The following is a 23,924-nucleotide window of genomic DNA, read 5'->3' as shown; positions in this document are numbered from 1 at the left end:
TCGTGCATTCATAGGGCGGTCGAAGGACTGCCCCAGGTCATTCTTGCACAACGCTAGATCATTGTGGAGGGGCTGCAAAACACCGCGTTGGAATAGCGCCCTACGTCGAAATGCGACATCGTCATCGGCAGCCGAAGTTATCGCAAGACTCTAAGCCGCGAACGCCGCCCGGATAGGCTGCACCGTCTGGTCGGGGCGTTTGACCGGCAGGTCGAAGCTGACGACCGTTCCGACGCCCGGCTGGCTTTCCATGCTCAGTTGGCCGCCGTGCATTTCGATCAGGGATTTGGTCAGGGCCAGGCCCAGGCCCGTGCCTTGCGTCGTTTTGGAATGCTGGCCCTCGACCTGTTCGAACGGGCGGGCTAGGCGCACCAGGTCTTCGGGCGCAATGCCGATGCCGGTGTCGGCGCAGGCGACGCGGACGCGGTCCTCGCCCTGCGCGCCCACGAAGGGTTTCAGCGACACGATGATGGAGCCGCCCTCGGGCGTGAACTTCACGGCGTTGGAGATCAGGTTCAGCATCACCTGTTTGACGCCGCGTTGATCGGCCTCGATGTCGGGCAGGTCGCCGGCCTCGACCGCGATCTTCAGGCCCGCCTCCTGCACCTTGCCGCGCATCAGCCGCACGGCGTCCTCGCACACCTCGCGCAAGGACACGGGCTCATAGTGCAGGGTCATCTTGCCGGCCTCGATCTTGGCCATGTCCAAGACGTCGTTGATCAGGCTCAGCAGATGCTGGCCCGACTTCAGGATGTCGCCGGCGTAGCCCTTGTATTTCTCGTTCAGCGGCCCGAACAACTCGCTGGCCATGATCTCCGAGAAGCCGTTGATGGCGTTCAACGGCGTGCGCAGCTCGTGGCTCATATTGGCCAGGAACTCGGACTTGGCCTGGTTGGCGGCCTCGGCCCGGGTCATGGCCACCTCGTATTTGCGCGCCAGAAGCGACAGCTTCTCCTGGCTGGATTCCAGCTGATCGACGGTGGCCCGCAGATCGTCGGCGGCGCGGCGGCGCTCGGCCTCCTGGCGTTTGATGGCGGTGATGTCGGCGGCGGTGACGACCGAGCCGCCTTCGGAGGTGAACCGCTCTGAAAGTTGCAGCCAGCGCCCGTCGTTCAGCTCGACCTCGCGCAGACCCGCACGACCGCTGGCCGGGCGATGCTCGGCCTTGATGGCCAGACCGGCGATCCGGTTCAGCTCGTCCTTCATGGCGCCGCGCCGCACCACGCCGTGATCGAAGTTGAAGGCGTCCTCGAACGCCTGGTTCCACAGGATCAGCCGGCCCTGACGATCAAACAGGACGAAGGCCTCGGAGATGCTCTCCACCCCGTCGCGCAGCCGGCTTTCGGCGGCTTGGGCGGCGGCGCGGGCGCGGCGCGCCTCGGTGATGTCCAACGCCACGCCCAGGATGGCGGAAAAGCCCGTGTCCCCGCGCTCCCCGCGCGCCTGGCCCCGCGCGTCGATCCACCGCGCCCGCCCGTCCAGTCCCGCCACCGGGAAGGTGATCTCAAAGGCGCCGTAGGCCGCCGCCTGGCGCAGGGCGTGGCGGAAATCTTCCTGAAAGCGCGGATGGACGCGGCCGATCACATCCTCGGCGTCGGTGACCCCGCCGCGCGAAAAGCCCAGCAGGGCAGCCATATAGTCCGACAGCGACACCTCGCCCTTGGCCAGATCCCATTCCCACACCCCGCACCGCGCGGCTTCGACGGCGATGCGGAACCGCTTTTCGGTCGCCACCCGTTCGCGGTGCTGGCGCGTCTGGCGCAGGCCATAGAGGACGAACAGGACCACGACCCCGACCCCCAGCAGCAGCGGCGCGAGCACCACCCAGGCGTCGTCGAAGAAAGAGGCGGTCGTCCCTTGCGAGATCGCGACCACATAGGGGCCGCCCGTGCGGGCCTGAGCGGCCGCCGCGAGGCCAGGCTGGCCCCCCAGCGTCACGGCGCGCGGTTCGGCCTGGTCGACCAGGGCGGAAGGATCGACGCCGATCAGGGTGCGGATGGGTTGGCCGATCTCGGCGGCGCGCGCGGAGGCCAGCACCACGCCGCCCGCCGACACGATCCGCGTCTCGGCGCCTTCCGGCAGGACAGGGGCGATCCGCGCCTCCAGCCTCAGACCGTCGGCATTGGTCTGGCCGGCGACGACCGATCCTTCGCCCTTGGCGGCCTGCACCGTCTCGCCGGGACCGACCAGGGTGAAGGCGACCTGGGGCGCAGCCGCCTGCGCGGCTTCGATGACCTCTATGGGGGCGCGTTTGGCGGCGATGGCGGTGCGACCCGCGGTCAGGCCCGCTTCGGCCGACTGAATCAGCACGGCGGTCTGGCTGGCGACCAGCTCGGCGTTCAGCTTCAGGTTTTCGGCTTCCAGGCGGCTGATTTCGCGGGTCGGCCGGCTGAACTCCCGCGACGCCATCAGGGCATAGGCGGCCGCGATCAGCGCCAGAACAAGGACGGCGATCCGCAACCAGGCGGGCGCGCCGGCGGCGCGGTCGGAGGCGCGACGCCCCGACCGATGTTCCCGCCGCTCCTCGTCCCGCAAGCCCCGACCCTCCGACAAACACTTCGTTGCCGGAATCTAGGCTGCGTCGCGGATTCGTGTCGAGGCTCGGCGCGCGCTTTTAACGGCTTTTTAAGCGGCGGCGACCGGCGACAACAGGCGGTCGGGTGCCGGCTCCAGCACACGCGTCACCCCGTGCAGCGTATCGCGCGCCTGTCGGGCCAGCGTCAGGACGGCCGGCGGCGCATCGTCGGGCGTCTCGGCGACCAGATCCACCAGATCCTGGGCCAGGCGCATCAGTTGGGGCGCGGCGGCGATCAGCCGAGCCTGAAACTCGATGTGCTGGGGGTCACGGTCGTATTCGGCGCCCGGCACACGCCAACCGCCCCAGTCCGCCCGATCGGTCACGACGACCGGATAGGTGCCGGGGTGGGGGTGATGCAGGCAATCCTCGGGCAGTTGCCACTTGTTGCGCGCGCGCAGCAGCCGCCACTCGCCCAAGCCCTGATCCGAGGCCGGATCGTCGGTCGCCAGCAACAGTTCGTTGGCGGTGAACTCGCGCCCCAGACCGACGTCATAGGTGACGCGTACGGGCTCTTCGAACCCCTTGGCCCAGACGGGCTGGACCTGTTCGATAAAGGCCCAGGCGCCGACGCACTCGACCCAGACCTTCTGACCCTTCTGGAACTGTGCGCGCGCCATGCCATCCTCCGATATTCGAAGGAACAGCATGAACGACGATCCTTGACGCCCGGTGTCGGGGCGCGGTTACGCAGGTCTTAACGCGAGATGCTTTCCAGCGTCTCGCCGGCGTATTTCTCTTTCACGCGCGTCGACAGGTCGCCCAGCGACACGACGCCGACCACGCGGCCATGCTTGTCCACGACCGGGGCGCGGCGGATCTGCTTGGCGCCCATCAGGTCCAGCACGACCTTCAGGTCGTCGGTGTCCAGCACCGTCTGCGGATCGCGGGTGATGAACTCCACCACAGAGGCGCTCGAGGCGGCGCCCGTCGCCAGGGCGCGCACCACGATGTCGCGGTCCGTGATCGTGCCGATCAGCTGATCGCCGTCCGCCACGGGCACGAAGCCGAAGCCGCCCTTGGCCATACGGCTGGCCACGTCCTGGATGGTGTCGGCGGGGCGGGCCAGGTGCACGTCCCTGGTCATCACGTCGCGGATCTTCATGGCGGGTTTCCTTGGTTGAAACGTTGCGCTGGAAAACCCGCCGCGAGCGTGGCGGTTCCGGTCAGGGTGTCCGCATCGGGGGAAGGCCCTGGGCCGCCCGCACCAGCTGAACGAACTCGGCCCGGTCGCCATAGGGGTCGTCGCCCCTGGCCCCTTGCGCCTGATCGATGATCCGGTCCCAGCCATAGTCGGCCGTCATCCACGGATCGCCCCGCAGCTTCTGACCGAAACCGGCGACGGCGATGGCCCAGCGCGTGGCTTCGGGCGGCTGGGCGCTGACCGGCCCGCCCGCGCGGTTGGTCAGCGGCTGCTGGATCAGGTCCGATCGGCTCTGGCCCGGCTGTTTGTAGCGCACCTGGATGAAGCCGATCTCGCCGTTCGGATCGCCGCCGCCGACCCCGATACGGTTGTCGGGATAGCGCCGATCGGGGATCTGCGTCGGGCCGCCGACGGGGGTGATTTCATACAGGGCCGTGACGCTGGCGCCGGATCCGACCTCGCCCGCATCGACCTGATCGTTGTTGAAGTCTTCCTCGTTCAGCAGCCGGGTCTCATAGCCGATCAGCCGCCATTCGGCGACGCGGGCGGGATTGAACTCGACCTGGATCTTGACGTCGTCGGCGATGGGGAAGGCGCCCTTGTCGAACGCCGGACCGAACAGGCGGCGCGCATCCCTCAGGTCCCCGACATAGGCCGCGACCCCATTGCCCGCCTGGGCGATGGTCTGCATCCGTTCGTCCTGATAGTTGCCGCGCCCGAAGCCGTAGACCGACAGGTATATCCCGGTCCCGCGCTTTTCGGCGACATAGTCCTCCAGCCGCTTGTTGTCGGTCACCCCGACGTTGAAGTCGCCGTCGGTGAACATCAGGATGCGGTTGACCTTGTCGCGGGCGAAGTTCGCCAGGGCCTGGTCATAGGCGTTGGTCATGCCGGTCGCCCCGGCCGTGCCGCCCGAGGCCTTCAGGCTGGCGACCGCGCATCGCATCTTCAGCTTTTCGTCGCCCTTGGTCGGCTGCAGGGTCGTGCCGGCGCCTTCCGCGTAATAGGTGACGGCCAGAGTGTCCTGCGGTCGCAGCCGGTCAATGGCCAGGTTCATCGCCTTCTTGGCCAGGTCCAGCTTGTCCGGCGATCGCATCGAGCCGGAGACATCGACCAGGAAGGTCAGGTTCAGCGGCCGCTGCTCGCCCGCCGGCAGTTCGTAACCTTGCAGGCCGATGTGCACGATCTGACGCCCGTCAGCCCAGGGCGAGGCCGCGACCGCCGTCGTGATGGCGAAGGGCCGGCTCTGGCTGGTCGGCCGGGCGTAGTCATAGTCGAAGGCGTTGATCAGTTCCTCGACCCGCACCGCATCCTTGGGCGGCGCACGACCCTCGTCGATGAAGCGCTTCACGTTCGAATAGGACGCCGTGTCGACGTCGATCGAGAAGGTCGAGACCGGCTGATCGCTGGTCCGCTTCACCGGATTGGGCGTTGCATCCGGATAGCGTTCGGTCTCGGCGGGAGGCGGCGTCATCATGCCGGGCGACGTCGGGGCGCCCGGTGATCGCGTGATCCGGGAGCCTGTGACGACAATATCTTGCGGCGCCATCGATGACGGCACAGGCGGAGGCGGAGGAGGCGGAGGAGGCGGAGGAGGCGGAGGAGGCGGAGGAGGCGGAGGCGGCGGAGGCGGCGCGGGCGCGGGTGGCGCGGGCGGGGGTGGCGGGCCCGGTATATTGACGGGCGGGCCGGTATATTCGACGCGATCTTCCTTACGGCTTGGCGTGATGTTCACGGGAGGCGGCGCCACACGCCGCACCGGAGGCGCAGCGACCGGAGCGGGCTGGCCCAGGTCGAAACCCAGCGGACCACAGGCCGCAGGCGTCGGTTCGCCATCCAGCGGCTTGGCAAGTGCGACGGACGGCAGCGCCACTGGAGGCGCTGCAAAAGAAACGCTCAGCAGCGAAATGGCCGCGATCCTGATGACACGTGACATGGCTTCCTCCGGTTGTTGTCTTGTCGCCAGTCACGGGTCGTCCTGGGGCGAAACTGTGGCGATAGAACCCCCTCGACGCACGATGATCTTTCAGCGTGTCTTTCGTGTCCTCTCGCAATCGCAGACCAAGACCTCCACAATAGAAGCCAAGCTTGGGGGATGCGATGGCTGAGGCGACGACGGGACTGGATCTGGGCGCGGCGGCCGCTCTGCTGGCCGCGGGCGTGCTCGCCGTGCCGGTGTTCAAGCGCATCGGCCTGGGGTCGGTGCTGGGCTATCTGGCGGCGGGCCTGGCCATCGGTCCCTTCGGCCTGAAGCTGTTTCGCGAGCCCGAGACCATCTTGCACGTCGCCGAGTTCGGCGTGGTCATCTTCCTGTTCATCATCGGGCTGGAGATGCGGCCCAAACGTCTGTGGGGACTGAGGAAGGAAATCTTCGGCCTCGGCGCGGCCCAGGTGCTGTTCTGCGGCCTGATCTTGACCCTGACGGCGATGCTGGCCGGCTTCTCCGCGCCTGTCGCCTTCGTCGGCGCCATCGGCTTTGTCCTGTCGTCCACCGCCGTCATCATGCAGATGCTGGAGGAGCGCGGCGAGATCGCGGGCGGGCCCGGCCAGCGGGCGGTCTCCATCCTGTTGCTCGAAGACCTGGCCATCGTGCCGCTCCTGGCCATCGTCGCCGTCCTGGCCTCGGTGCTGGGCGTGGCGAACGAACAGGCGCCGCCCCTGTGGCAGACCGTCGGCTTCGCGGTCGCGGCGGTCGGCGGTGTGCTGCTGGCCGGCAAATATCTGGTCAATCCGGTCTTCCGCCTGCTGGCCCAGTACGGCGGCCGCGAGGTGATGACGGCGGCGGCCCTGCTGGTCGTGGTCGGCGCCGCCTGGGCCATGTCCCTGGGCGGCCTGTCCATGGCCATGGGCGCCTTCCTGGCCGGGGTCCTATTGTCGGAATCCACCTTCCGTCATCAGCTGGAGGCCGACGTCGAGCCGTTCCGCGCCATCCTGCTGGGCCTGTTCTTCCTGAGCGTCGGCATGTCGCTGGACGTGTCGGTCGTGGTCGCCGACTGGCGTCTGGTGCTGGGCGGGGTCGTGGCCTTCATGCTGGTCAAGGGTGTCGGCATCTACGCCGTCGCGCGCCTGTTCAAGGCGTCGCACCATGAGGCGGTGGAGCGTGCGGGCCTCTTCGCACAAGGCGGCGAGTTCGCCTTCGTCCTGTACGGCGCCGCCGTCGCCGCCGGCCTGTTCGACGCCCGCATCGGCGCGATGATGTCGGCGGTGGTCATCCTGTCGATGGCCCTGACGCCCCTGACCTCGCTGCTGATCGCGCGGCTGTCGCCCAAGCCGGTCCAGGACGCCGAAAGCGCCGAGGGCGTCGATTTCGCCAAGGACCTGCGCGGCCAGGTGCTGATCATCGGCTTCGGCCGTTTCGCCCAGGTCGTGTCCCAACCCCTGCTGGCCCGCGACGTGGACGTGTCGATCATCGAGAACGACGTGGAGATGATCCAGGCCGCCTCCCAGTTCGGGTTCAAGGTCTACTACGGCGACGGCACCCAGCTGCACACCCTGCGCGCGTCGGGCGCGGAGGAGGCCGAGATGGTTCTGGTCTGCGTGGACAAGCCCGAGGCCGCCGATCGCATTGTCGAACTGGTCAAGTCGGAGTTCCCGACCACCCGGATCATGGCCCGCGCCTTCGACCGAGGGCATTCGATGCGCCTGATCCAGGCCGGCGTGGACTACCAGATCCGCGAGACCTTCGAGTCGGCGCTCAAGTTCGGCGAGCGCGCCCTGGTCGAACTGGGCCTGGACGAGCATGAGGCGGCCGAGACCATCGGCGACGTGCGCCGTCGCGACGAGGCCCGCCTGGACCTGCAGCTGACCGGCGGGCTCAAGGCCGGCCGCCAGCTGATGCGCGACAATATGCCGACGCCCCAGCCCGCTCCCTACATCAAGCCCCGTCGCGAAGGCCGCCTCCTGAACGAGGACGAGGCGGGCCCGCCGTCGCCGCGCGAAACCGCCGACACCTAGCGGTGGAGGCGGCGGCGACGATGCGCTAGAGCGAGGCCTTCCCGTCTTTCCGAGGTCGCCTCATGAAACGTCTCGCCATCGCCGCCTTGGCCCTCGTCGCGGTCGCCGCGCCGGCTGTCACCGTCACCGCCTGGGGCAACACCGGCCACCGCCTGATCGGCGTGGCCGCGATGCGGGCCCTGCCGGACGAACTGCCGGCCTTCCTGCGCACCCCGGCCGCCATCGCCGATGTGGGCGAACTGGCGCGCGAGCCCGACCGCTGGAAGGGCGCCGGCCAGCCGCACGATCGCGAGCGCGACACCGCCCACTTCGTCGACCTTGACGACCAGGGTCGCGTCTACGACCAGCGCGGCATGAGCCTCAACGACCTGCCGCGCCTGAAGTCCGAATATGACGCCGCCCTGACCAAGGCCGGTCTGGACGTCGATGACGCCGGCTATCTGCCCTACGCCATGATGGACGCCTGGCAGCAGCTGGGCCGCGACTTCGCCTATTGGCGCGTGCTGAACGCCGCCGAAAAGCGTGAGACCAATATGGAGCGTCAGGCTTGGTACCGCGCCGACCGCCTCCGCCGCGAGGCCCTGATCCTGCGCGACATCGGCGTCATGGGCCACTACGTCGGCGACGGCTCGCAACCGCATCACACCAGCATCCACTACAACGGATGGGGCGACTTCCCGAACCCGGAAGGCTTCACCAACTCGCGCCAAACCCACGCCGTGTTCGAGGGTGAGTTCACCAACCGCGTCGCCCGTCTGGACGCCGTCGAGGCCGCCATGCCGGCCGCCAAACTGGACGGGTTCGACGTCAAGGCGCGCACCGTCTCCTATCTGACCACGACGCTCGGCACCGTGATCCCCTTCTATCGCCTTGAAAAGGCCGGCGGCTTCCGTGACGCAGACCCGCGCGGCGCGGCCTTCGTCAACGAACGTCTGGCGGCGGGCGCCGGCGAACTGCGCGACTTCATCGTCTCCGCCTGGACCGCCTCGGGTAGCGCCTCCATCGGCTGGCCCGCCGTCAAGGTCGCCGAGGTCGAGGCCGGAACCGCCGATCCCTGGATCGCCATGGTGGGCGAGGACTGATTGCGTTGTCCGAGCTGACACCTCCCGCCGTCATCCTCGACAAGTCGCAGATGGCCGAGAACATCGGCGCCGTGGCGCGGGTGATGGCCAACTTCGGCCTGTCGGACCTGCGTCTGGTCAGCCCCCGCGACGGCTGGCCCCAGGAGCGCGCCTGGGCCACGGCCTCGGGCGCGGACTGGGTGCTGGACGGGGTGCGGGTGTTCGACAGCGTCGCCGAGGCCATCGCCGACCTGAACACCGTCTTCGCCACCACCGCCCGCCCGCGCGAGACGCGCCAGCCCGTGCGCACCCCGCGCGAGGCCAGCCGCGTCCTGTATGACGACACCGCCTCGGGCCTGAAGACGGGCCTCTTGTTCGGCGGCGAGCGCGCCGGGCTGGAGACGACCGACATCGCCCTGTGCGCCGGCATCGTCACCATCCCGATCGACCCGAAGCACCACTCGCTGAACCTGGCCCAGGCCGTGGCGATCAACGCCTATGAGTGGCGCACCCTGATCCTGGACGCCCCGCCGCCGCGGTTCCGCGACAGCGAACCGCCGGCGTCGAAGGAGCTTCTGATCGGCATGTACGAGCACCTTGAGGAAGAGCTGGAAAACGGCGGCTTCTTCTATCCGCCTGAGAAGAAGCGCTCGATGAGCCAGAACCTGCGCGTCATGCTGGGCCGCGCCGCCTTCTCGGAGCAAGAGGTCGCCACCATGCGCGGCGCCATCCACGCCCTGTCGCGCGGCCGCGGCCGAGTCCTGGCCAAGATGGCGGCCGAACGCGCGGCCAAGGCCGACGCTGCTAAGCCGGAGTGAAAACCCTGCTGATCTATCCGCTGGCGGCCCTGGCGGAGATCGGCGGCTGTTTCGCCTTCTGGGCCTGGCTGAAGTTGGATCGTTCACCCCTGTGGCTGGCGCCCGGCGTCGCCTGCCTGATCGCCTTCGCCTGGCTCCTGACCCTGGTTCCCAGCGACGCGGCGGGCCGCGCCTTTGCGGCCTACGGCGGCGTCTATATCTGCGCCTCCCTGATCTGGATGGCGCTGGTCGAAAAGACCCCGCCGGATCGCTGGGACATCCTGGGCGGCCTCGTTTGTCTGGTCGGCGCCGGGCTCATCCTATTCGGCCCGCGCGGCTAGCCTGCTTCGGCTTGGCTTGGCCTGCCTGATCCTCTATTCTGGCCCCAGCCATCAGGTCGCCCCGTGCGGCCAGGCCGGCGCGCCGAGTTTGGTTTGCGAATCCGGTCCGACGCCCGTCGATAACCTGGCGTCACGACGAAACTTCCGTTCGCTAGTAGGCCGCCGTGGCACGCAAACTGACACTCGATTTCCTCAAGACCGAGGCCGCATCCGGCTCGGCGCTGGCGCTGGCCGCCATCGCCGCCGTGGCGATCGCCAACTCGCCCTGGTCGGCTGACTATTTCGCCTGGCTGAAGAGCTACCACGTCCTGCAGATCGGCCCGATCCGGCTGGAGGAGACGATCTCCGACTGGATCAAGGAAGGGTTGATGGCGATCTTCTTCCTCGTGGTGGGGCTGGAGATCAAATACGAGATCGTGCGCGGCGAACTCAGCGATCCCAGGAAGCTGGCGACGCCGGTGCTGGCGGCGCTGGGCGGCATGGCGGGGCCGGCGGCGGTCTATCTGCTGCTGTCCGGCGCCATCGGGGCGCCGCACGCCGGCTGGCCCATCCCGCTGGCGACCGACATAGCCTTCGCCCTGGCCATCTTCGGCTTCGTGGGCAAGGGCTTGCCGTCGTCGTTGCGGGTCTTCCTGCTGACGCTGGCCATCGTCGATGACCTGGGGGCCATCGCCCTGATCGCCGTGCTGTTCAGTGAAGGCGCGAACTGGACGCCGCTGTTCTGGGCGCTGGGCGCCTTGGCGCTCGGCGCGGTCGCGGCGCATCGCATCCGCATTCCTGCGCCCTTCTGGGTGCTGGGCTTTGCTTTGGTCTGGTATCTGACCGTGCTGTCGGGGCTCAGCACCTCCCTGACCGCCGTGGCCTTCGCCATGATCGTGCCGATCAAGAGCCGGGCCGAAGACGGTCAAAGCCCGCTGAAGGAGGCGATGCACGATCTGCATCCGTGGAACGCTTTTTTGGTCCTGCCGCTGTTCGCCTTCGCCAAGGCGGGCGTCTCCTTCGCCGGCCTGTCGATGGAGCAGGCGTTCGCCCCCCTGGTCATCGCCATTGCGCTGGGCCTGTTCTTCGGCAAGCAGATCGGCGTCCTGGGCGCCGCCTGGCTGGCCTCGGCGCTGAGGATCGGCGCGCGGCCGACGGGCGCCAGCTGGCTGCAGGTTTACGGGGTCTCGCTGCTATGCGGGGTCGGCTTCACCATGAGCCTGTTCATCGGCGTCCTGGCCTTCCCCGGCGCGGTCGATTCGCCCGAGCAGGTCGAAGTCAAACTGGGCGTGATCGGCGGCTCGATCCTGTCGGCGATCGCGGCGGCCCTGGTGCTGGGTTTCGCCGGTCGGGGCCGCCAGGTGGATCCCGCCGCCCTGCATCCTGAGGTCGAGCCTCTGGGGCCGAAAGACGGGCAAAAACTGACCTAGCGTCAGGGTTTTCTGTCGCTTCCTCGACACACAAAGGCGAATCCGCGGCGAAAAATCGTCGCGGGTAACAACGCTCGCTTGTCGGTCGGCCCGAAGCGCGCTTAGCCTGTCCATAACGAATGATCCCCCACGTAGGGGACGTCGAGGGAACAGGAAACGCTGCGATCGCCCCTGGCGTCGCGGCTTCAGCCGGGAGGACGCCTATGCGCCGCAATCTTCACCTCAGGACCACTGTGTCCGCCGCCGTCATGGGCGCCGCCGTCATGGGATTCGCCGGCGTCGCCGCCGCGCAGGAAGCCCCGGCGACCGTCGACGACATCATCGTCACCGCCCAGAAGCGTGAGCAGAGCCTGCAGGACGTGCCGATCGTGGTCACGACCCTGTCGCAGGAAGTCCTGGACGGCGCGGGCGTGCAGGACATCAAGGATCTGCAGATCCTGACGCCGGGCATGACCGTCACCTCGACCCAGTCGGAAGCCTCCACCACCGTGCGCATCCGCGGCGCCGGCACCGTCGGCGACAACCCCGGCCTGGAAAGCTCGGTCGGCGTCGTGATCGACGGCGTCTATCGCTCGCGCAACTCGGTCGGCTTCGGCGACCTAGGTGAACTGAGCCGCATCGAGGTGCTGAAGGGCCCGCAAGGCACCCTGTTCGGCAAGAACACCTCGGCCGGCGTCATCAACATCATCACCGAACGCCCCTCGTTCGACCCGTCGATCTCGGGCGAACTGACTGGCGGCAACTTCGGCGCCATCGGCGGTTCGGTCTCCGTCACCGGCGGTCTGACCGACCAGGTGGCCGGTCGCCTGTTCGTCGCCCACCGCGAGCGTGACGGCTTCTATGACGTCAACAACGGCGACGGTCCCAACACCCGCAAGGACGACCAGACCCAGGACTACTGGACCACGCGCGGCCAGTTGCTGATTCTGCCCAGCGACGACGTCTCGGTGCGCCTGATCGCCGACTACACCAAGCGCGAGGAATACTGCTGCGTCGCCGTGCAGACGCGCGTCGGCCCGACCCAGGCCTTCATCGCCGCCCTGACCGCGCCGAACGGCCCGGGCCAGCGTCCGCCGGTCGCCGGCTTCGGCACGGTGCCCTTCTCGCGTCTGGCCTATTCCAACCGCGAGACGCCGCAAGAGATCGAGGACATGGGCCTGTCGGCGGAAGCGACCATCGACTTCCCCAGCATCAACGCCACCCTGACGTCCCAGACCTCGTGGCGCGACTGGTCGTTCCAGCAGGGGATGGACCTGGACTACACCGGCGCCGACATCCTGTACCGCGCCAACGACGGCTCCAACGGCTACGGCGTCGACAACCTGACGCAGGAGTTCCGCCTGGCCGGTGCCTCGGACAAGCTGGACTGGCTGGTCGGTCTGTTCGCCACCAAGGAAGGCGTCTATCGCGACGACAGCTATGTCTATGGCTCGGACTACAACGCCTTCGCCTCCCTGCTGCTGACGGCCTCCCTGCCGGCGGCTGTAGGCGGCCCCAGCCCGTCGCGCCTGGGCTGCTTCACCAATCCGAACGGCTTCCTGGTCGGCACCGCCGGCGCCGCTGCGGGTCAGCCGCTGTGCGTCATCGGCGCCGTGCCGCCCAGCGCCGCCGCCCCGACCTTCGGCGTCGGCAAGGCCTATGAAGACCACTATTCCCAGAAGTCGGAATCGGTCGCCGTCTTCACCAACAACACCTACCGGGTGACCGAGGCCTTCGATATCAACCTGGGTCTGCGCTACACCTACGACAGCAAGCGTCTGTTCGGGATCCAGGACAATCTGGGCACCAACGGCGCGGCCTGCGGCGGCGCCCTGGCCAACCAGAACCCGGCCAATCGCACGGTCTCGCCGATCCCCGGCACCGCCAACGTCGCGACGCCGGCCGCTGCGCTCGGCCTGCTGTGCCTGCCCTGGTCCAACCCGCTGTATGACGGTCGTCGGATCCAGGAGAAGTTCAGCGACACCGACCTGTCGGGTACGATCAAGGCCTCCTACCGCTTCAACCCGTCGATCATGGTCTATGGCTCGTATGCGCGCGGCTACAAGGGCGCGGGCTACAATATGGACCGGGTGCAGACGGGCGTGACGCCGGACGCCTCGCTGTTCTTCAAGGCCGAGACCGTCGACAGCTATGAAGCGGGCGTCAAAACGACCCTGTTCGACCGCACCATGCTGCTGAACGTCACCTACTTCGACCAGAAGTTCGAGAACTTCCAGCTGAACACCTTCCTGGGCACCGCCTTCGTGGTGGAATCGATCCCGGAACTGACCTCGCGCGGCGTTGACGCCGACATGGTCTGGTTCACCCCGGTCGAGGGCCTGAGCTTCCAGGGCGGCGTGACCTACACCGACGCCAAGTACGGCCAGTTCGGCGCCGGCGACCTGTCCAGCCCCGGCCGCTTCCCGCAGCTGTCGCTGCTGCCGGGCGCGCGGGCGTCGTTTGCTCCGGAATGGTCGCTGACCGGCGCCCTGGCCTTCGATCGCGAACTGGGCGGCGGCCTGCGCGGCGGCTTCAACCTGTCGGCCAAGTATTCGACCGAATACAACACCGGCTCGGACCTGCTGCCTTACAAGAACCAGGACGCCTTCACCGTCGTCAACGGCCGCGTCTCGATCGGTTCGGCGGATGAGCGCTGGACGCTGGAGGTCTGGGGCCAGAACTTGCTGGAAGAAGAATACACCCAGGTCGGCTTCGTCGCGCCGCTGCAGGGTACGGCCTTCACCAATACCACGACGCCGCAAGCCAACGGCACCTACTATAATCAGGCGACCGACACGGCGACCTACAACGCCTACCTCGGCGCCCCGCGCACCTACGGCGTGACGCTGAAGGTCAAATACTGATCGCTTAGCCTCAAGGCTGACCGACGAAGGGCCGACCGGGCGACCGGCCGGCCCTTTTTCTTTTGCAATCAGGCCTGACAGCGGGCGCGACCCGGCGCTGTCGAGACGGGGAGTGGGCCTAAGTTTTGGTCGATCAACGGGTTCCGGGCCCCGAACTGTTCTAGACGCGGACGTTAGACTGCCCGATACACGATTTTACCGACGCTCTGCGTCCACTGAGGAAGCGAATGCGTCACCAGAAGTTTCGAAATCCAGCCTGGCGCGGATACGCCTTGGCCGTCGTCGCCTTTCTGGTCGCGTTTGGCCTGCGCTATGGCCTGGCGCACTGGTTTCCGCCGGGCTTTCCCTATCTGACCTTCTTTCCGGCCGTTGTCCTGGTCGCCTTCTATGCCGGTCTGCGGCCTGCCATCCTGACAGCGACCTTGTCGGGCCTGTCGGCCTGGTGGTTCTGGATCGGCCCGCCCGGCTTCGACGTGGGCGTCGCGACCTTCGTCGCCATCGGCTTTTACGCCTTCGTCGTCGCCGTCGACATCTTCTTCATCGTCGGCATGGACAAGGCGTCGGCCAAGCTGGCGCGCGAGGTCGAGCGCAGCACCGCCCTGGCGGAAAGCCGCGACATCCTGCTCCGGGAAGTGCAGCACCGGGTGTCTAACAACATCCAGATGGTCAGCGCCTTGCTTAAGCTGGAGGCGCGCACCACCGTCGATCCGGGCGCGAAAAAGGCCCTGACCGACGCCTCGGCCCGCACCGGTCTGGTCGCCCGCATCCAGCGCAGTCTGGCCGACGCCGATCAGAAGAAGACGGCCTTTCACGATGTGGCGCGATCGATCGTCGACGATGCGCTGACGGCGGCCGCGCGAGACGACGTGATCGTCTCCATCTCCGGCGGCGATGTGGTCCTGTCGGCCGAGGAGGCCACGCCCGTGGTCCTCGTCATGCTGGAATGCGTCAACAACGCGCTGGAGCATGGCTTTCCCGATCGGCCCGGCCGGATCACGATCGACCTGTGTGACGACGGCGCGGTGCGCACCCTGACCGTCGCCGACGACGGCGTGGGCGTCGCCGAGGAAACGGGCGCCGAACCGACCAGCCTGGGCCTGCGGATCATCACCGCCCTGGCCCGCCGGCTGGGCGGAGAATGGTCTCTGCAGCCCTCATCACCCGGCGCGATCGCGCGCCTGTCCTGGCCCAGCGCGCCCGTCGCGCACTAGAGCGGCAGATACCGCCCCGCGAAAAAGGTCTCGGTCGAGAAGGCTCCGCGAAGGCATAGGCTTTCCACGCCTTCAGTTTCCAGGAATTGGCAGATCGGCTGCGCGTTGCGCTTAGCCTGTTCCGGTTCGGATCGACGCGGGAAACCTGCCGCCTTTTAGAACCGTCACCCCCGGGCGCTTTGCCGAGGGTGACGGAGACGGTGACGAAGGTGCGGTGTGAACAGCGCCGCGCGCTACTCCACCAACGGCCCCTGTCTTGGTTTCGCCAGCTCCCGCTGCCCGGCCGTCTTTCGGCTCAGGATGCGGCGGCCCCAGCCGGCGATGTCGTCGACGATGGTGAAGATGGCGGGGATGTAGAGCAGGGACAGGAAGGTCGACGAGATCAGTCCACCCAGTACGGCGATGGCCATGGGCGAGCGGAACTGGACGTCAGCGCCGACCCCAAGGGCGATGGGCACCATGCCGGCGCCCATGGCGAAGGTGGTCATCAGGATCGGCCGGGCGCGCTTGTGCGCCGCGTCCATGATGGCCTCGTGGCGCGGCATGCCCTCTCGCTCGGCCATGATGACATAATCCACCAGCAGGATGGAGTTCTTGGCCGCGATCCCCATCAGCATCAGCACCCCGATCAGGGCCGACATGGAGAAGTTGGCGCCGCCGATAGCCAGGGCGATGAAGGCGCCGCCGATGGCCAGCGGCAGGGCCGCCATGATGGTGATCGGATAGGCGAAGCTTTTGAACAGCAGCGTCAGAACCGCATACATCAGCAGAATGCCCGAGGCGAAGGCGATGGCGAAGCCGGTCAGCATCTCCTGAATGAACTCGGCGTCGCCCGCCGGCACCTGGCGCACGCCGGCGGGCAGGTTCTTGACCGAGGGCAGGCGGTTGACCGCCGCGCCCGCCGCACCGGTGGTGATGCCGTCCAACTCGGCGCTGATCGAGGCGATACGCGACCGATCCTGGCGGGTGACGGTGGCGGGACCGGCGCCGAACTGGATATCGGCGACGGCGCTGAGCGGAACAGAGGTTCCGCCCGTCGCCGGCACGCGCAGGTTCTCCAGCACGGTCAGATCCTCGCGCGCATCTGCGGTCAGTTGCAGACGGATCGGGATCTGGCGGTCGCCGAGATTGTACTTGGGCAGGTTCTGATCCACGTCGCCGATGGTGGCGACCCGCACGGCCTGGGAGATGGCGCCCGCCGAAACGCCGGCCAGGGCCGCCTCGTCGGGACGTGGCGTGACCAGAATTTCGGGTCGGGCGATGGCGGCCGAGTTGACGACGTTGGCCAGGCCGGGGACGCCGCGCATCTCTTCCTCGACCTTTCTCGCCGCTGCGTTCAGGGCGTCGGGATTATCGCTGAGGATCGAGAAGGTGTAGCTGGTGCCGTCGCCGGGACCGCCGCCCTGCTGGGCGATGCCCGCACGGATGCGGGCGCCGGGGATCTGTTTCAGCTCGTCCACCATGGCGCGGGCGAAGGCCTGCTGGCTCAGTTCGCGGTCGCCCTTGGGGACCATGTCGGCATAGACATTGGCCTGTGTCACGTCCTGACCGCCGATGGCGGCATAGACCGAGATCACCTCGGGGCGGGCTTCCAGCCGCTTTGTGACCTGCCGAACCACGGCGTCGGTCTGGGCCAGCGTCGCGCCAGGCGGCAGTTCGACCTGAAAGGCGGCGCGGGCGGTATCGCCGGGCGACATGAATTCGAACGACATCTTGGCGATGACGGCCGTGGCGATGGAGCCGAACAGAAACAGCACGCCGAGGATCAAGACTTTCCACCGGTTGCCCAGCGACCAGCGCAGCGCCTTCAGATAGCCGCCCATCCAGAACGGATCGCGATCCTCATGGTTGGCGTGCTTGAGGATGTAGGCCGCCATCAGCGGCGTCAGGGTGCGCGCCACCAGCAGCGAGAAGGCCACGGAAACGCAGGCGGCCAGCGCGAAGGCCTTGAAGAACTGCCCGATGATGCCGGGCATGAAGCCGACGGGCGCGAAGACGGCGATGATGGTGGCGGTGGTGGCCACGACCGCCAGACCGATCTCGTCGGCCGCCTCCAGCGAGGCGTTGTAGGGCGGTTTTCCGTCGCGCATGTGACGCACGATGTTCTCGATCTCCACGATCGCATCGTCGACCAGGATGCCGATCGTCAGCGACAGGGCCAGAAGGGTCACCACGTTCAGCGACTGGTCCAGCGGGCCCAGGATGGCGAAGGTCGGGATCAGCGACATCGGCATGGCAATGGCCGCGATGAAGGTCGCCCGCCAGTCGCGCAGGAAGATGAAGACGATGATGACCGCCAGCACGGCGCCCAACAGCAGAGCCTCCAGCGAGGCCAGATAGGATTCCTCGATCTGTTCGACGCTGGCGGTGACCTGCTGGATCGTCAGTTCGGGATGGGCGTCGTCGAGTTTCTTGACCTCCTCGCGGACCCGTTCGGCGACCTTGACCTCGGACGCGGTGCGCGACCGCAGGAAGTTGAAGGTGACGGCTTCCTGGCCGTTGTAGCGCGCCAGGCGGCGCGGCTCGCTCCACTTGTCCTCGACGCTGCCCAGGTTATCGAGGCGGATGGTCTTGCCGTCGCTCAAGGGGACCAGGGTCTCGCGAAGTTGCGCCACCGAGGTCGCGGCGCCGAGGGTGCGCACGGCCCTCTCGGAGCCTGCGATGGTGACGCGGCCGCCCGGCAGATTGTTGTTGACGTTGTTCAGCGCCTGGCTGACCTCGGCGGCGGTGACGCCGTATGCGGCCAGGCGTTGCGGATCCAGCTCGACGCGGATCTCGCGGTCCACCCCGCCCGAGCGGTTGACCTCTCCCACGCCGCCCAGAGCCAGCAAGCTGCGGCTGACCTCGTTGTCGATGAACCAGCTGATCTCTTCCGGCGTCATGGTCGGCGAGCGGACCACATAGGTGATCAGGGCGTCGCCGGTGATGTCGATGCGCTGGACCGCCGGCTCCTGCATGTCCTGGGGCAGGGACGCGCGCAGGCCGGTCATGGCGTTGCGCACATCGTTGGTGGCGCGGTCGGTGTCGGTGCCCAGCTCGAACTCGATCGTCGTGGTCGAGACGCCGTCGGTGATGTTGGAGGTGATGTGGCGCACGCCCGAGAGGCCGGCCAGCGAATCCTCGATCAGGCGCGTGACCTGGACCTCCATTTCCGCCGGGGCCGAGCCGGGGCGGGCGGCCGTGACGGCGACCAGCGGAAAGTCGATGTCGGGGTTCTGATTGATCCGCATCCCCATGAAGCCGACCACGCCGCCGAGCGTCAGCAGCAGGAACAGCAGGATGATCGGGATCGGGTTCTTGATCGCCCAGGACGACATCTGGTTCATGGTCGTCGGTCCTACTTGGTCGCAGGCTGAGCGGCCGGAGCGGGCGCATTGCCCACCGCCTGGGCCACGTTGACGCGGTCGCCTTCGTTCAGGAAGCCGGCGCCGTCCACCGCGACGCGGACGCCGACATCGACGCCGCTGACCGCCGTCTGGGCCTCGGTGCGCGACAGGATGGTCACGGGCTGGAAGTGGACGGTGCTGTCGCCGCGGACAACGAAGACGCCGGGCTTGTTGTCGCGATACAGGACCGCGCCGGTCGGCACGGTCGTCGCCGGCTGATCGCCGACGGCGATGTCGGCGCGGGCGAACATGCCGGGCCGCAGCTGGGCGCCGGGCGCCAGGGAGATGCGGGCCAGGCCCAGGCGGGTGGTGGCGTTGACCTCGGGCGTGACGATGCGGACCGAGCCGGTGGTCTGGCCCGCCTCGCTGGAGGTGATGGTCGCCGACTGACCGGTGCGGACCAGGGCCAGTTCGGTCTCCGGCACCTGGGCGTCCAGCTCCAGACGGCCGTCGCGCACCATGCGGAACAGTTCGGTCCCGGCGGCGATGATCTGGCCCTTGGTGACGCTGCGGCTGACGATCAGGCCGCTGACAGGCGCGCGGATGGTCGCCTGCGACAACTGGGTCTGGGTCTGGCTGAGGGCCGCGCGGGCGGCGGCCAGATTGGCGTTCGAGCTGCGCTGGTTCGCCAGGGCCGTATCCAGCGACGCCTGGCTGAGGAAGCCGCGCTCCTTCAGCTGCTGCGCGCGATCGAGCGCGGCGTTGTCGCGGGCCACATTGGCCTCGGCCAGCTGCACCTGGGCCTGCTGCTGGCGCAGCTGGGCGCGCAGAAGGACGTCGTTCATCTGCACCAGCGGCTGGCCCTGACGCACGTAGGAGCCTTCGTCCACATAGACGGCGACGGCGGTCAGGCCGCCGGTCTCGGCCGCGACCGGCACCTCTTCCCAGGCCGAGACTGTGCCCGAGGCGGTGACTGTGCGGTCCAGGCTGGTCTGGGTCACGGTCGCGGCGCTGACGGTCTGGCGCGAGCCGCCTGCGGCCTTTTCGTCCTTCTTTTCCTCGCCATGTCCGCCGCAGCTGGCCAGCAGCAAGGCCGACAGGGCGACGGCGCCGAAGTTGAAAACGGTTCGGGTCGTCTTGGACACGGGATTTCCTCGGTTGCAGGCGAAGCGGATCGCCGGCTGGCGCCGGTGGGGAAGAGGGCCTGTTGCATACCGCGTCCGCGAGCCGTTCTCAAACGCCGAAGGGGTTTATTGCGAAGGCTTAATGTGACGCGGTTTGGGACCAGTTCGGCCGGGCGTCTGGTCGCGAACCCTTACGCGTGATAGGGGCGCGCGGATGACGACTCCCCCGATCTCGAACATTCGCAACTTCAGCGTGGTCGCGCACATCGACCATGGCAAGTCGACCCTGTCCGACCGCCTGATCCAGCACACCGGCGGCCTGACCGCGCGCGAGATGTCCGAGCAGGTGCTCGACAATATGGAGATCGAGAAGGAACGGGGCATCACCATCAAGGCCCAGACCGTGCGCCTGACCTACAAGGCCAGGGACGGCGAGGAGTATGTCCTGAACCTGATGGACACGCCCGGCCACGTGGACTTCGCCTATGAGGTCAGCCGGTCCTTGGCCGCCTGCGAAGGCTCGCTGCTGGTCGTGGACGCCTCGCAAGGGGTCGAGGCCCAGACCCTGGCCAATGTCTATCAGGCCATTGACAACAACCACGAGATCGTCCCGGTCCTGAACAAGGTCGATCTGCCGGCGGCCGAGCCGGACCGCGTGCGCGCCCAGATCGAGGACGTGATCGGCATCGACGCCTCCGAAGCGGTCCTTGCCAGCGCCAAGTCCGGCATCGGCATCGAGGAGGTGCTGGAGGCCATCGTCACCAAGCTGCCGGCGCCCAAGGGGGATGTGAACGCCCCGCTGAAGGCCATGCTGGTCGACGCCTGGTACGACCCCTATCTGGGCGTCGTCGTGCTGGTGCGCGTCTTCGACGGCGTGCTGAAGACCGGCATGCGGGTCAAGATGATGCGCAACGGCTCGACTCACCTGATCGACCGGGTCGGGGTCTTCCTGCCCAAGAACACGCCCGTGGACCAACTCGGCCCCGGCGAGGTCGGCTTCATCACCGCCCAGATCAAGGAAGTGGCCCACGCCGCCGTCGGCGACACCATCACCGACGAGAAGAAGCCGACCGCCGAGCCGCTGAAGGGGTTCAAGGAAGTGCAGTCGGTGGTCTTCTGCGGCCTGTTCCCGGTGGACGCCGCCGACTTCGAGGATCTGCGCGCCGCGATCGGCAAGCTGCGCCTGAACGACGCCTCCTTCACCTATGAGATGGAGAGCTCGGCGGCCCTGGGCTTCGGCTTCCGCTGCGGCTTCCTGGGTTTGCTGCACCTGGAGATCATTCAGGAGCGCCTGAGCCGTGAGTTCAACCTCGACCTGATCGCCACGGCGCCGTCCGTCGTCTACAAGATCGGCCTGCGCGACGGCTCCGAAATCGACCTGCATAACCCCGCCGACCTGCCCGACGTGATGCAGATCGAGACCATCGCCGAACCCTGGATCAAGGCCACCATCCTGACCCCGGACGAGTACCTGGGCGGCGTCATCAAGCTGTGTCAGGACCGTCGCGGCCAGCAGATCGAACTGTCCTACGTCGGCAACCGGGCGATGGTGGTCTATGAGCTGCCGCTGAACGAGGTGGTGTTCGACTTCTACGACCGACTGAAGTCGATCTCGAAGGGCTATGCCTCGTTCGACTACGAGATCACCGAATACAAGGTCGGCGACCTGGTGAAGATGTCCATCCTGGTCAACGCCGAGCCGGTGGACGCCCTGTCCATGCTGGTCCACCGCGCCCGCGCCGAGACGCGCGGCCGGGGCATGGTCGAGAAGATGAAGGAACTGATCCCGCCCCACCTGTTCCAGATCCCGATCCAGGCGGCCATCGGCGGCAAGATCATCGCCCGCGAGACCGTCCGCGCCCTGCGCAAGGACGTGACCTCGAAATGCTACGGCGGCGACGCCACCCGCAAGAAGAAGCTGCTGGAGAAACAGAAGGCCGGCAAGAAGCGCATGCGCCAGTTCGGCAAGGTCGAGATCCCGCAGGAAGCCTTCATCGCCGCCCTGAAGATGGACGAGGATTGAGGGGCCAGCTGCGGTAGGAGGTCCATCCAAGCTTCAGGTTGACCAGCAATTTGTTGAAACTCAAGTTCCGTTCTAACACTGGAACGATTCAAGAACGAATCTGGTGGCAAAGCTGATGAGCGCTAATCTGAAGCTGATCGTTCGACCTTTGGCCATGGAGGTCGAACCTGAGGTCGCTCGATATGAACTTGCGCGAATTCGGACGTTAGCGCGCGTTTGGATCGCCGCTACGCCAGAGCCGCAGCGTCGCGAGATGTCGGCCGTGTTTGTGCGTCGTGCTTTTGACCGTTTAGCGCTTCTTGTCGAACCTGATCTGAAGTTGAACACACCACCGGCAACGCCATTCGGTTTGCTGGATGCGACGGCGCGCGGAATGGCAGATGCTCTAGGTGACGCAGCAGCCGCGCTTCCACTGGAGGAGGCGGCCTATAGCTTGTCGTCGCTCTATACGGTGATGCTGAGTTCTCATGATCGCGGCACGCTAGGGGCGTTCTACACACCGCCCGCGCTCGTCAGTCGTTTGATTGCGCTGGCCGAAGAAGCTGGCGTGGACTGGGCGAAGGCGCGTGTTCTTGACCCTGCCGTGGGCGGCGGCGCCCTTCTTCTTCCAGTCGTTACTCGAATGGTCGCGGCCTTGGATGGGGCAGAACCACGTGTCATTCTCAGCCAGATCGAGCGTCGATTTAAAGGATTGGAGTTAGACCCATATGCAGCGGGTTTTGCTCAGACAGCTCTTGATCTCGCGTTAGCTCCCTTATCACGCGCTGCTCGCCGGAACGCGCCCCGAGTCATTGAAGTCGTTGATACCTTGGAGCGCGCTCCGAAGGCCGACTATGATCTCGTTATCGGCAATCCGCCTTATGGCCGGGTCCGTCTCACGCCCGAGCAAAGGCAACGATTTGCGCGCAGTCTCTACGGTCACGCCAATCTCTACGGCGTTTTCACGGATATCGCTCTTCGTTGGACACGACCAAAAGGCGTCATCGCTTATCTGACCCCGACCAGCGTTTTGGGTGGGCAGTATTTTTCGGCGCTGCGCCGCTTGCTGGCCGAAGATGCGCCTCCTGAGGCGATCGATTTCGTGCATAGCCGAAAAGGGGTGTTCGAAGACGCCTTGCAGGAAACAATGCTCACGGTGTTTCGCAAGGGCGCCAAGTCAGGCGCGGCCCAAGTGCATTATGTGACTCTCGAGAATGAACGCGAAGCCGTTCTCGTCCGCAATGGAGCAATCAGTCTTCCCAAATCTCTGGATGCGCCTTGGCTGGCTCCACGGTCGCCCGATCAGTCGATCCTTGCGGCAGCGGCCTCGCGGATGACGACGCGTCTGTCGGGTTGGGGCTACAGGGTTTCGACAGGCCCTCTCGTCTGGAACCGGTTCAAGGATCAACTCTGTGAACGCGCCGGACGCGGTCGCCATCCGTTGATATGGGCTGAGGCGGTCAGCGCCGATGGTCGCTTCGGCTTCCGTGCTGAGAAGCGCAATCATGCCCCCTGGTTCGAAATTCGTACCGGCGACCAATGGCTGCTGACGCGGGAGCCTTGCGTCTTGGTCCAACGTACGACGTCCAAGGAGCAGGAGCGCCGATTGATCGCGGCTGAACTGCCTGCAGCCTTCATACGGACGCACAAGGCGGTCGTTGTCGAAAATCATCTCAACATGATCCGTCCTGTCGGCCGACCCAAGGTATCGCCGGCTTTGCTGGCGGCTGTGCTGAACAGCAAGGTCGTCGACGAGGTGTTTCGATGCATCAGCGGCAGCGTGGCGGTCTCCGCCTTCGAACTCGAAGCTGTGCCCCTCCCGACCGCTGCTGATATGACAGCGCTTGAACCCCTATTGAAGAAAGACGCCGACCTTACGGCCTTCGAAGCAGCCTTGCGTGCGCTCTATGTTGAGGCGGCGGCATGAGGTCTTTGCCCAGCCGCGATGAGGTTCATGCGCGTCTTCAGGCAATCTTCCCTGAAGGAACGCCGCACCGTGCCTATTGCACCCGGATGTTGGCCGCCAGCACGGTGTTCACCGCCTGACGTGCCCCTGAGTTTTCATCCAGCGGCGACCAGAGTCCTTGGGTTAGTTACGCCTCGCAGCGTGGGGTGAGCAACAGGCCGGGCCGCGCAG

The 23,924-nt window shown here is 66.9% G+C and carries 15 protein-coding genes; 9 read left to right on the top strand and 6 right to left on the bottom strand.

Features of this window, described 5'->3' with window-relative positions:
• Positions 1–150: 150 nt before the first annotated feature.
• From HF680_RS10855 to HF680_RS10840, 4 genes are all read right to left on the bottom strand, one after another.
• Positions 151–2,535, bottom strand: coding sequence for a PAS domain-containing sensor histidine kinase (locus HF680_RS10855; RefSeq protein ID WP_185225067.1), 2,385 nt, complete (start codon positions 2,533–2,535; stop codon positions 151–153).
• Positions 2,536–2,625: 90 nt separating this feature from the next.
• Entirely contained in the window at positions 2,626–3,195 is a 570-nt protein-coding gene (locus tag HF680_RS10850; RefSeq protein WP_185225066.1) for a hypothetical protein, read from the bottom strand.
• Between the two features lie 77 nt (positions 3,196–3,272).
• Positions 3,273–3,680, bottom strand: coding sequence for a CBS domain-containing protein (locus HF680_RS10845; RefSeq protein WP_039244248.1), 408 nt, complete (start codon positions 3,678–3,680; stop codon positions 3,273–3,275).
• A 61-nt stretch (positions 3,681–3,741) separates the two neighbouring features.
• The gene (locus HF680_RS10840; protein ID WP_235968946.1) at positions 3,742–5,196 is read right to left on the bottom strand and encodes a vWA domain-containing protein; all 1,455 of its coding nucleotides are present in this window, start codon (positions 5,194–5,196) and stop codon (positions 3,742–3,744) included.
• Positions 5,197–5,819: 623 nt separating this feature from the next.
• Here HF680_RS10840 and HF680_RS10835 point away from each other — a divergent pair.
• The 7 genes from HF680_RS10835 (at position 5,820) to HF680_RS10805 (ending at position 15,335) form a co-directional block, all read left to right on the top strand.
• Positions 5,820–7,673 carry a monovalent cation:proton antiporter-2 (CPA2) family protein gene (locus HF680_RS10835; protein WP_185225064.1) on the top strand — a complete coding sequence of 618 codons (1,854 nt, stop codon included), beginning with the start codon at positions 5,820–5,822 and terminating at the stop codon, positions 7,671–7,673.
• Positions 7,674–7,735: 62 nt separating this feature from the next.
• Positions 7,736–8,755, top strand: a complete 1,020-nt coding sequence (locus HF680_RS10830) for a phospholipase C/P1 nuclease family protein (RefSeq protein WP_045809461.1) — start codon at positions 7,736–7,738, stop codon at positions 8,753–8,755.
• A gap of 5 nt (positions 8,756–8,760) precedes the next feature.
• Positions 8,761–9,552, top strand: a complete 792-nt coding sequence (locus tag HF680_RS10825) for an RNA methyltransferase (protein ID WP_045809460.1) — start codon at positions 8,761–8,763, stop codon at positions 9,550–9,552.
• Positions 9,549–9,872, top strand: a complete 324-nt coding sequence (locus tag HF680_RS10820; protein WP_045809459.1) for a YnfA family protein — start codon at positions 9,549–9,551, stop codon at positions 9,870–9,872. The genes HF680_RS10825 and HF680_RS10820 overlap by 4 nt, the downstream gene beginning before the upstream one ends.
• 164 nt (positions 9,873–10,036) lie before the next feature.
• On the top strand, positions 10,037–11,281 hold the full coding sequence (gene nhaA / locus HF680_RS10815; protein WP_185225063.1) for a Na+/H+ antiporter NhaA: 1,245 nt from the start codon (positions 10,037–10,039) through the stop codon (positions 11,279–11,281).
• Positions 11,282–11,484: 203 nt separating this feature from the next.
• The gene (locus tag HF680_RS10810) at positions 11,485–14,124 is read left to right on the top strand and encodes a TonB-dependent receptor (RefSeq protein WP_185225062.1); all 2,640 of its coding nucleotides are present in this window, start codon (positions 11,485–11,487) and stop codon (positions 14,122–14,124) included.
• 227 nt (positions 14,125–14,351) lie between these two features.
• Positions 14,352–15,335, top strand: coding sequence for a sensor histidine kinase (locus HF680_RS10805; RefSeq protein WP_185225061.1), 984 nt, complete (start codon positions 14,352–14,354; stop codon positions 15,333–15,335).
• Positions 15,336–15,568: 233 nt separating this feature from the next.
• Here HF680_RS10805 and HF680_RS10800 read toward each other — a convergent pair whose 3' ends face one another.
• Positions 15,569–18,661: an efflux RND transporter permease subunit gene (locus HF680_RS10800; protein ID WP_185225060.1), complete on the bottom strand. Its 3,093-nt coding sequence runs from the start codon at positions 18,659–18,661 to the stop codon at positions 15,569–15,571.
• 11 nt (positions 18,662–18,672) lie between these two features.
• Entirely contained in the window at positions 18,673–19,806 is a 1,134-nt protein-coding gene (locus tag HF680_RS10795; protein ID WP_185225059.1) for an efflux RND transporter periplasmic adaptor subunit, read from the bottom strand.
• Positions 19,807–19,999: 193 nt separating this feature from the next.
• Between HF680_RS10795 and lepA the strand changes: the two genes are divergently transcribed.
• Together lepA and HF680_RS10785 are read left to right on the top strand one after the other, a co-directional pair.
• Positions 20,000–21,808: a translation elongation factor 4 gene (gene lepA, locus HF680_RS10790; RefSeq protein ID WP_039244718.1), complete on the top strand. Its 1,809-nt coding sequence runs from the start codon at positions 20,000–20,002 to the stop codon at positions 21,806–21,808.
• A gap of 103 nt (positions 21,809–21,911) precedes the next feature.
• Complete coding sequence (locus HF680_RS10785; RefSeq protein WP_197070945.1) at positions 21,912–23,714, top strand: HsdM family class I SAM-dependent methyltransferase; 1,803 nt, start codon at positions 21,912–21,914, stop codon at positions 23,712–23,714.
• The last annotated feature ends 210 nt before the right edge of the window (positions 23,715–23,924 follow it).

The organism is Brevundimonas huaxiensis, from assembly GCF_014218725.1.
Taxonomy (GTDB): domain Bacteria; phylum Pseudomonadota; class Alphaproteobacteria; order Caulobacterales; family Caulobacteraceae; genus Brevundimonas; species Brevundimonas huaxiensis.
Note: the sequence above shows the minus strand (reverse complement) of the source record. Positions and strands in the feature narration are given on the sequence as shown.

Bases quoted from the DNA above. Each gene is read 5' to 3' on its own strand.
- HF680_RS10800 (WP_185225060.1), bottom strand. From the start codon at position 18,661: ATGAACCAGATGTCGTCCTGGGCGATCAAGAACCCGATCCCGATCATC.
- HF680_RS10845 (WP_039244248.1), bottom strand. From the start codon at position 3,680: ATGAAGATCCGCGACGTGATGACCAGGGACGTGCACCTGGCCCGCCCC.
- HF680_RS10805 (WP_185225061.1), top strand. From the start codon at position 14,352: ATGCGTCACCAGAAGTTTCGAAATCCAGCCTGGCGCGGATACGCCTTG.
- HF680_RS10835 (WP_185225064.1), top strand. From the start codon at position 5,820: ATGGCTGAGGCGACGACGGGACTGGATCTGGGCGCGGCGGCCGCTCTG.
- lepA (WP_039244718.1), top strand. From the start codon at position 20,000: ATGACGACTCCCCCGATCTCGAACATTCGCAACTTCAGCGTGGTCGCG.
- HF680_RS10810 (WP_185225062.1), top strand. From the start codon at position 11,485: ATGCGCCGCAATCTTCACCTCAGGACCACTGTGTCCGCCGCCGTCATG.
- HF680_RS10850 (WP_185225066.1), bottom strand. From the start codon at position 3,195: ATGGCGCGCGCACAGTTCCAGAAGGGTCAGAAGGTCTGGGTCGAGTGC.
- HF680_RS10840 (WP_235968946.1), bottom strand. From the start codon at position 5,196: ATGATGACGCCGCCTCCCGCCGAGACCGAACGCTATCCGGATGCAACG.
- HF680_RS10830 (WP_045809461.1), top strand. From the start codon at position 7,736: ATGAAACGTCTCGCCATCGCCGCCTTGGCCCTCGTCGCGGTCGCCGCG.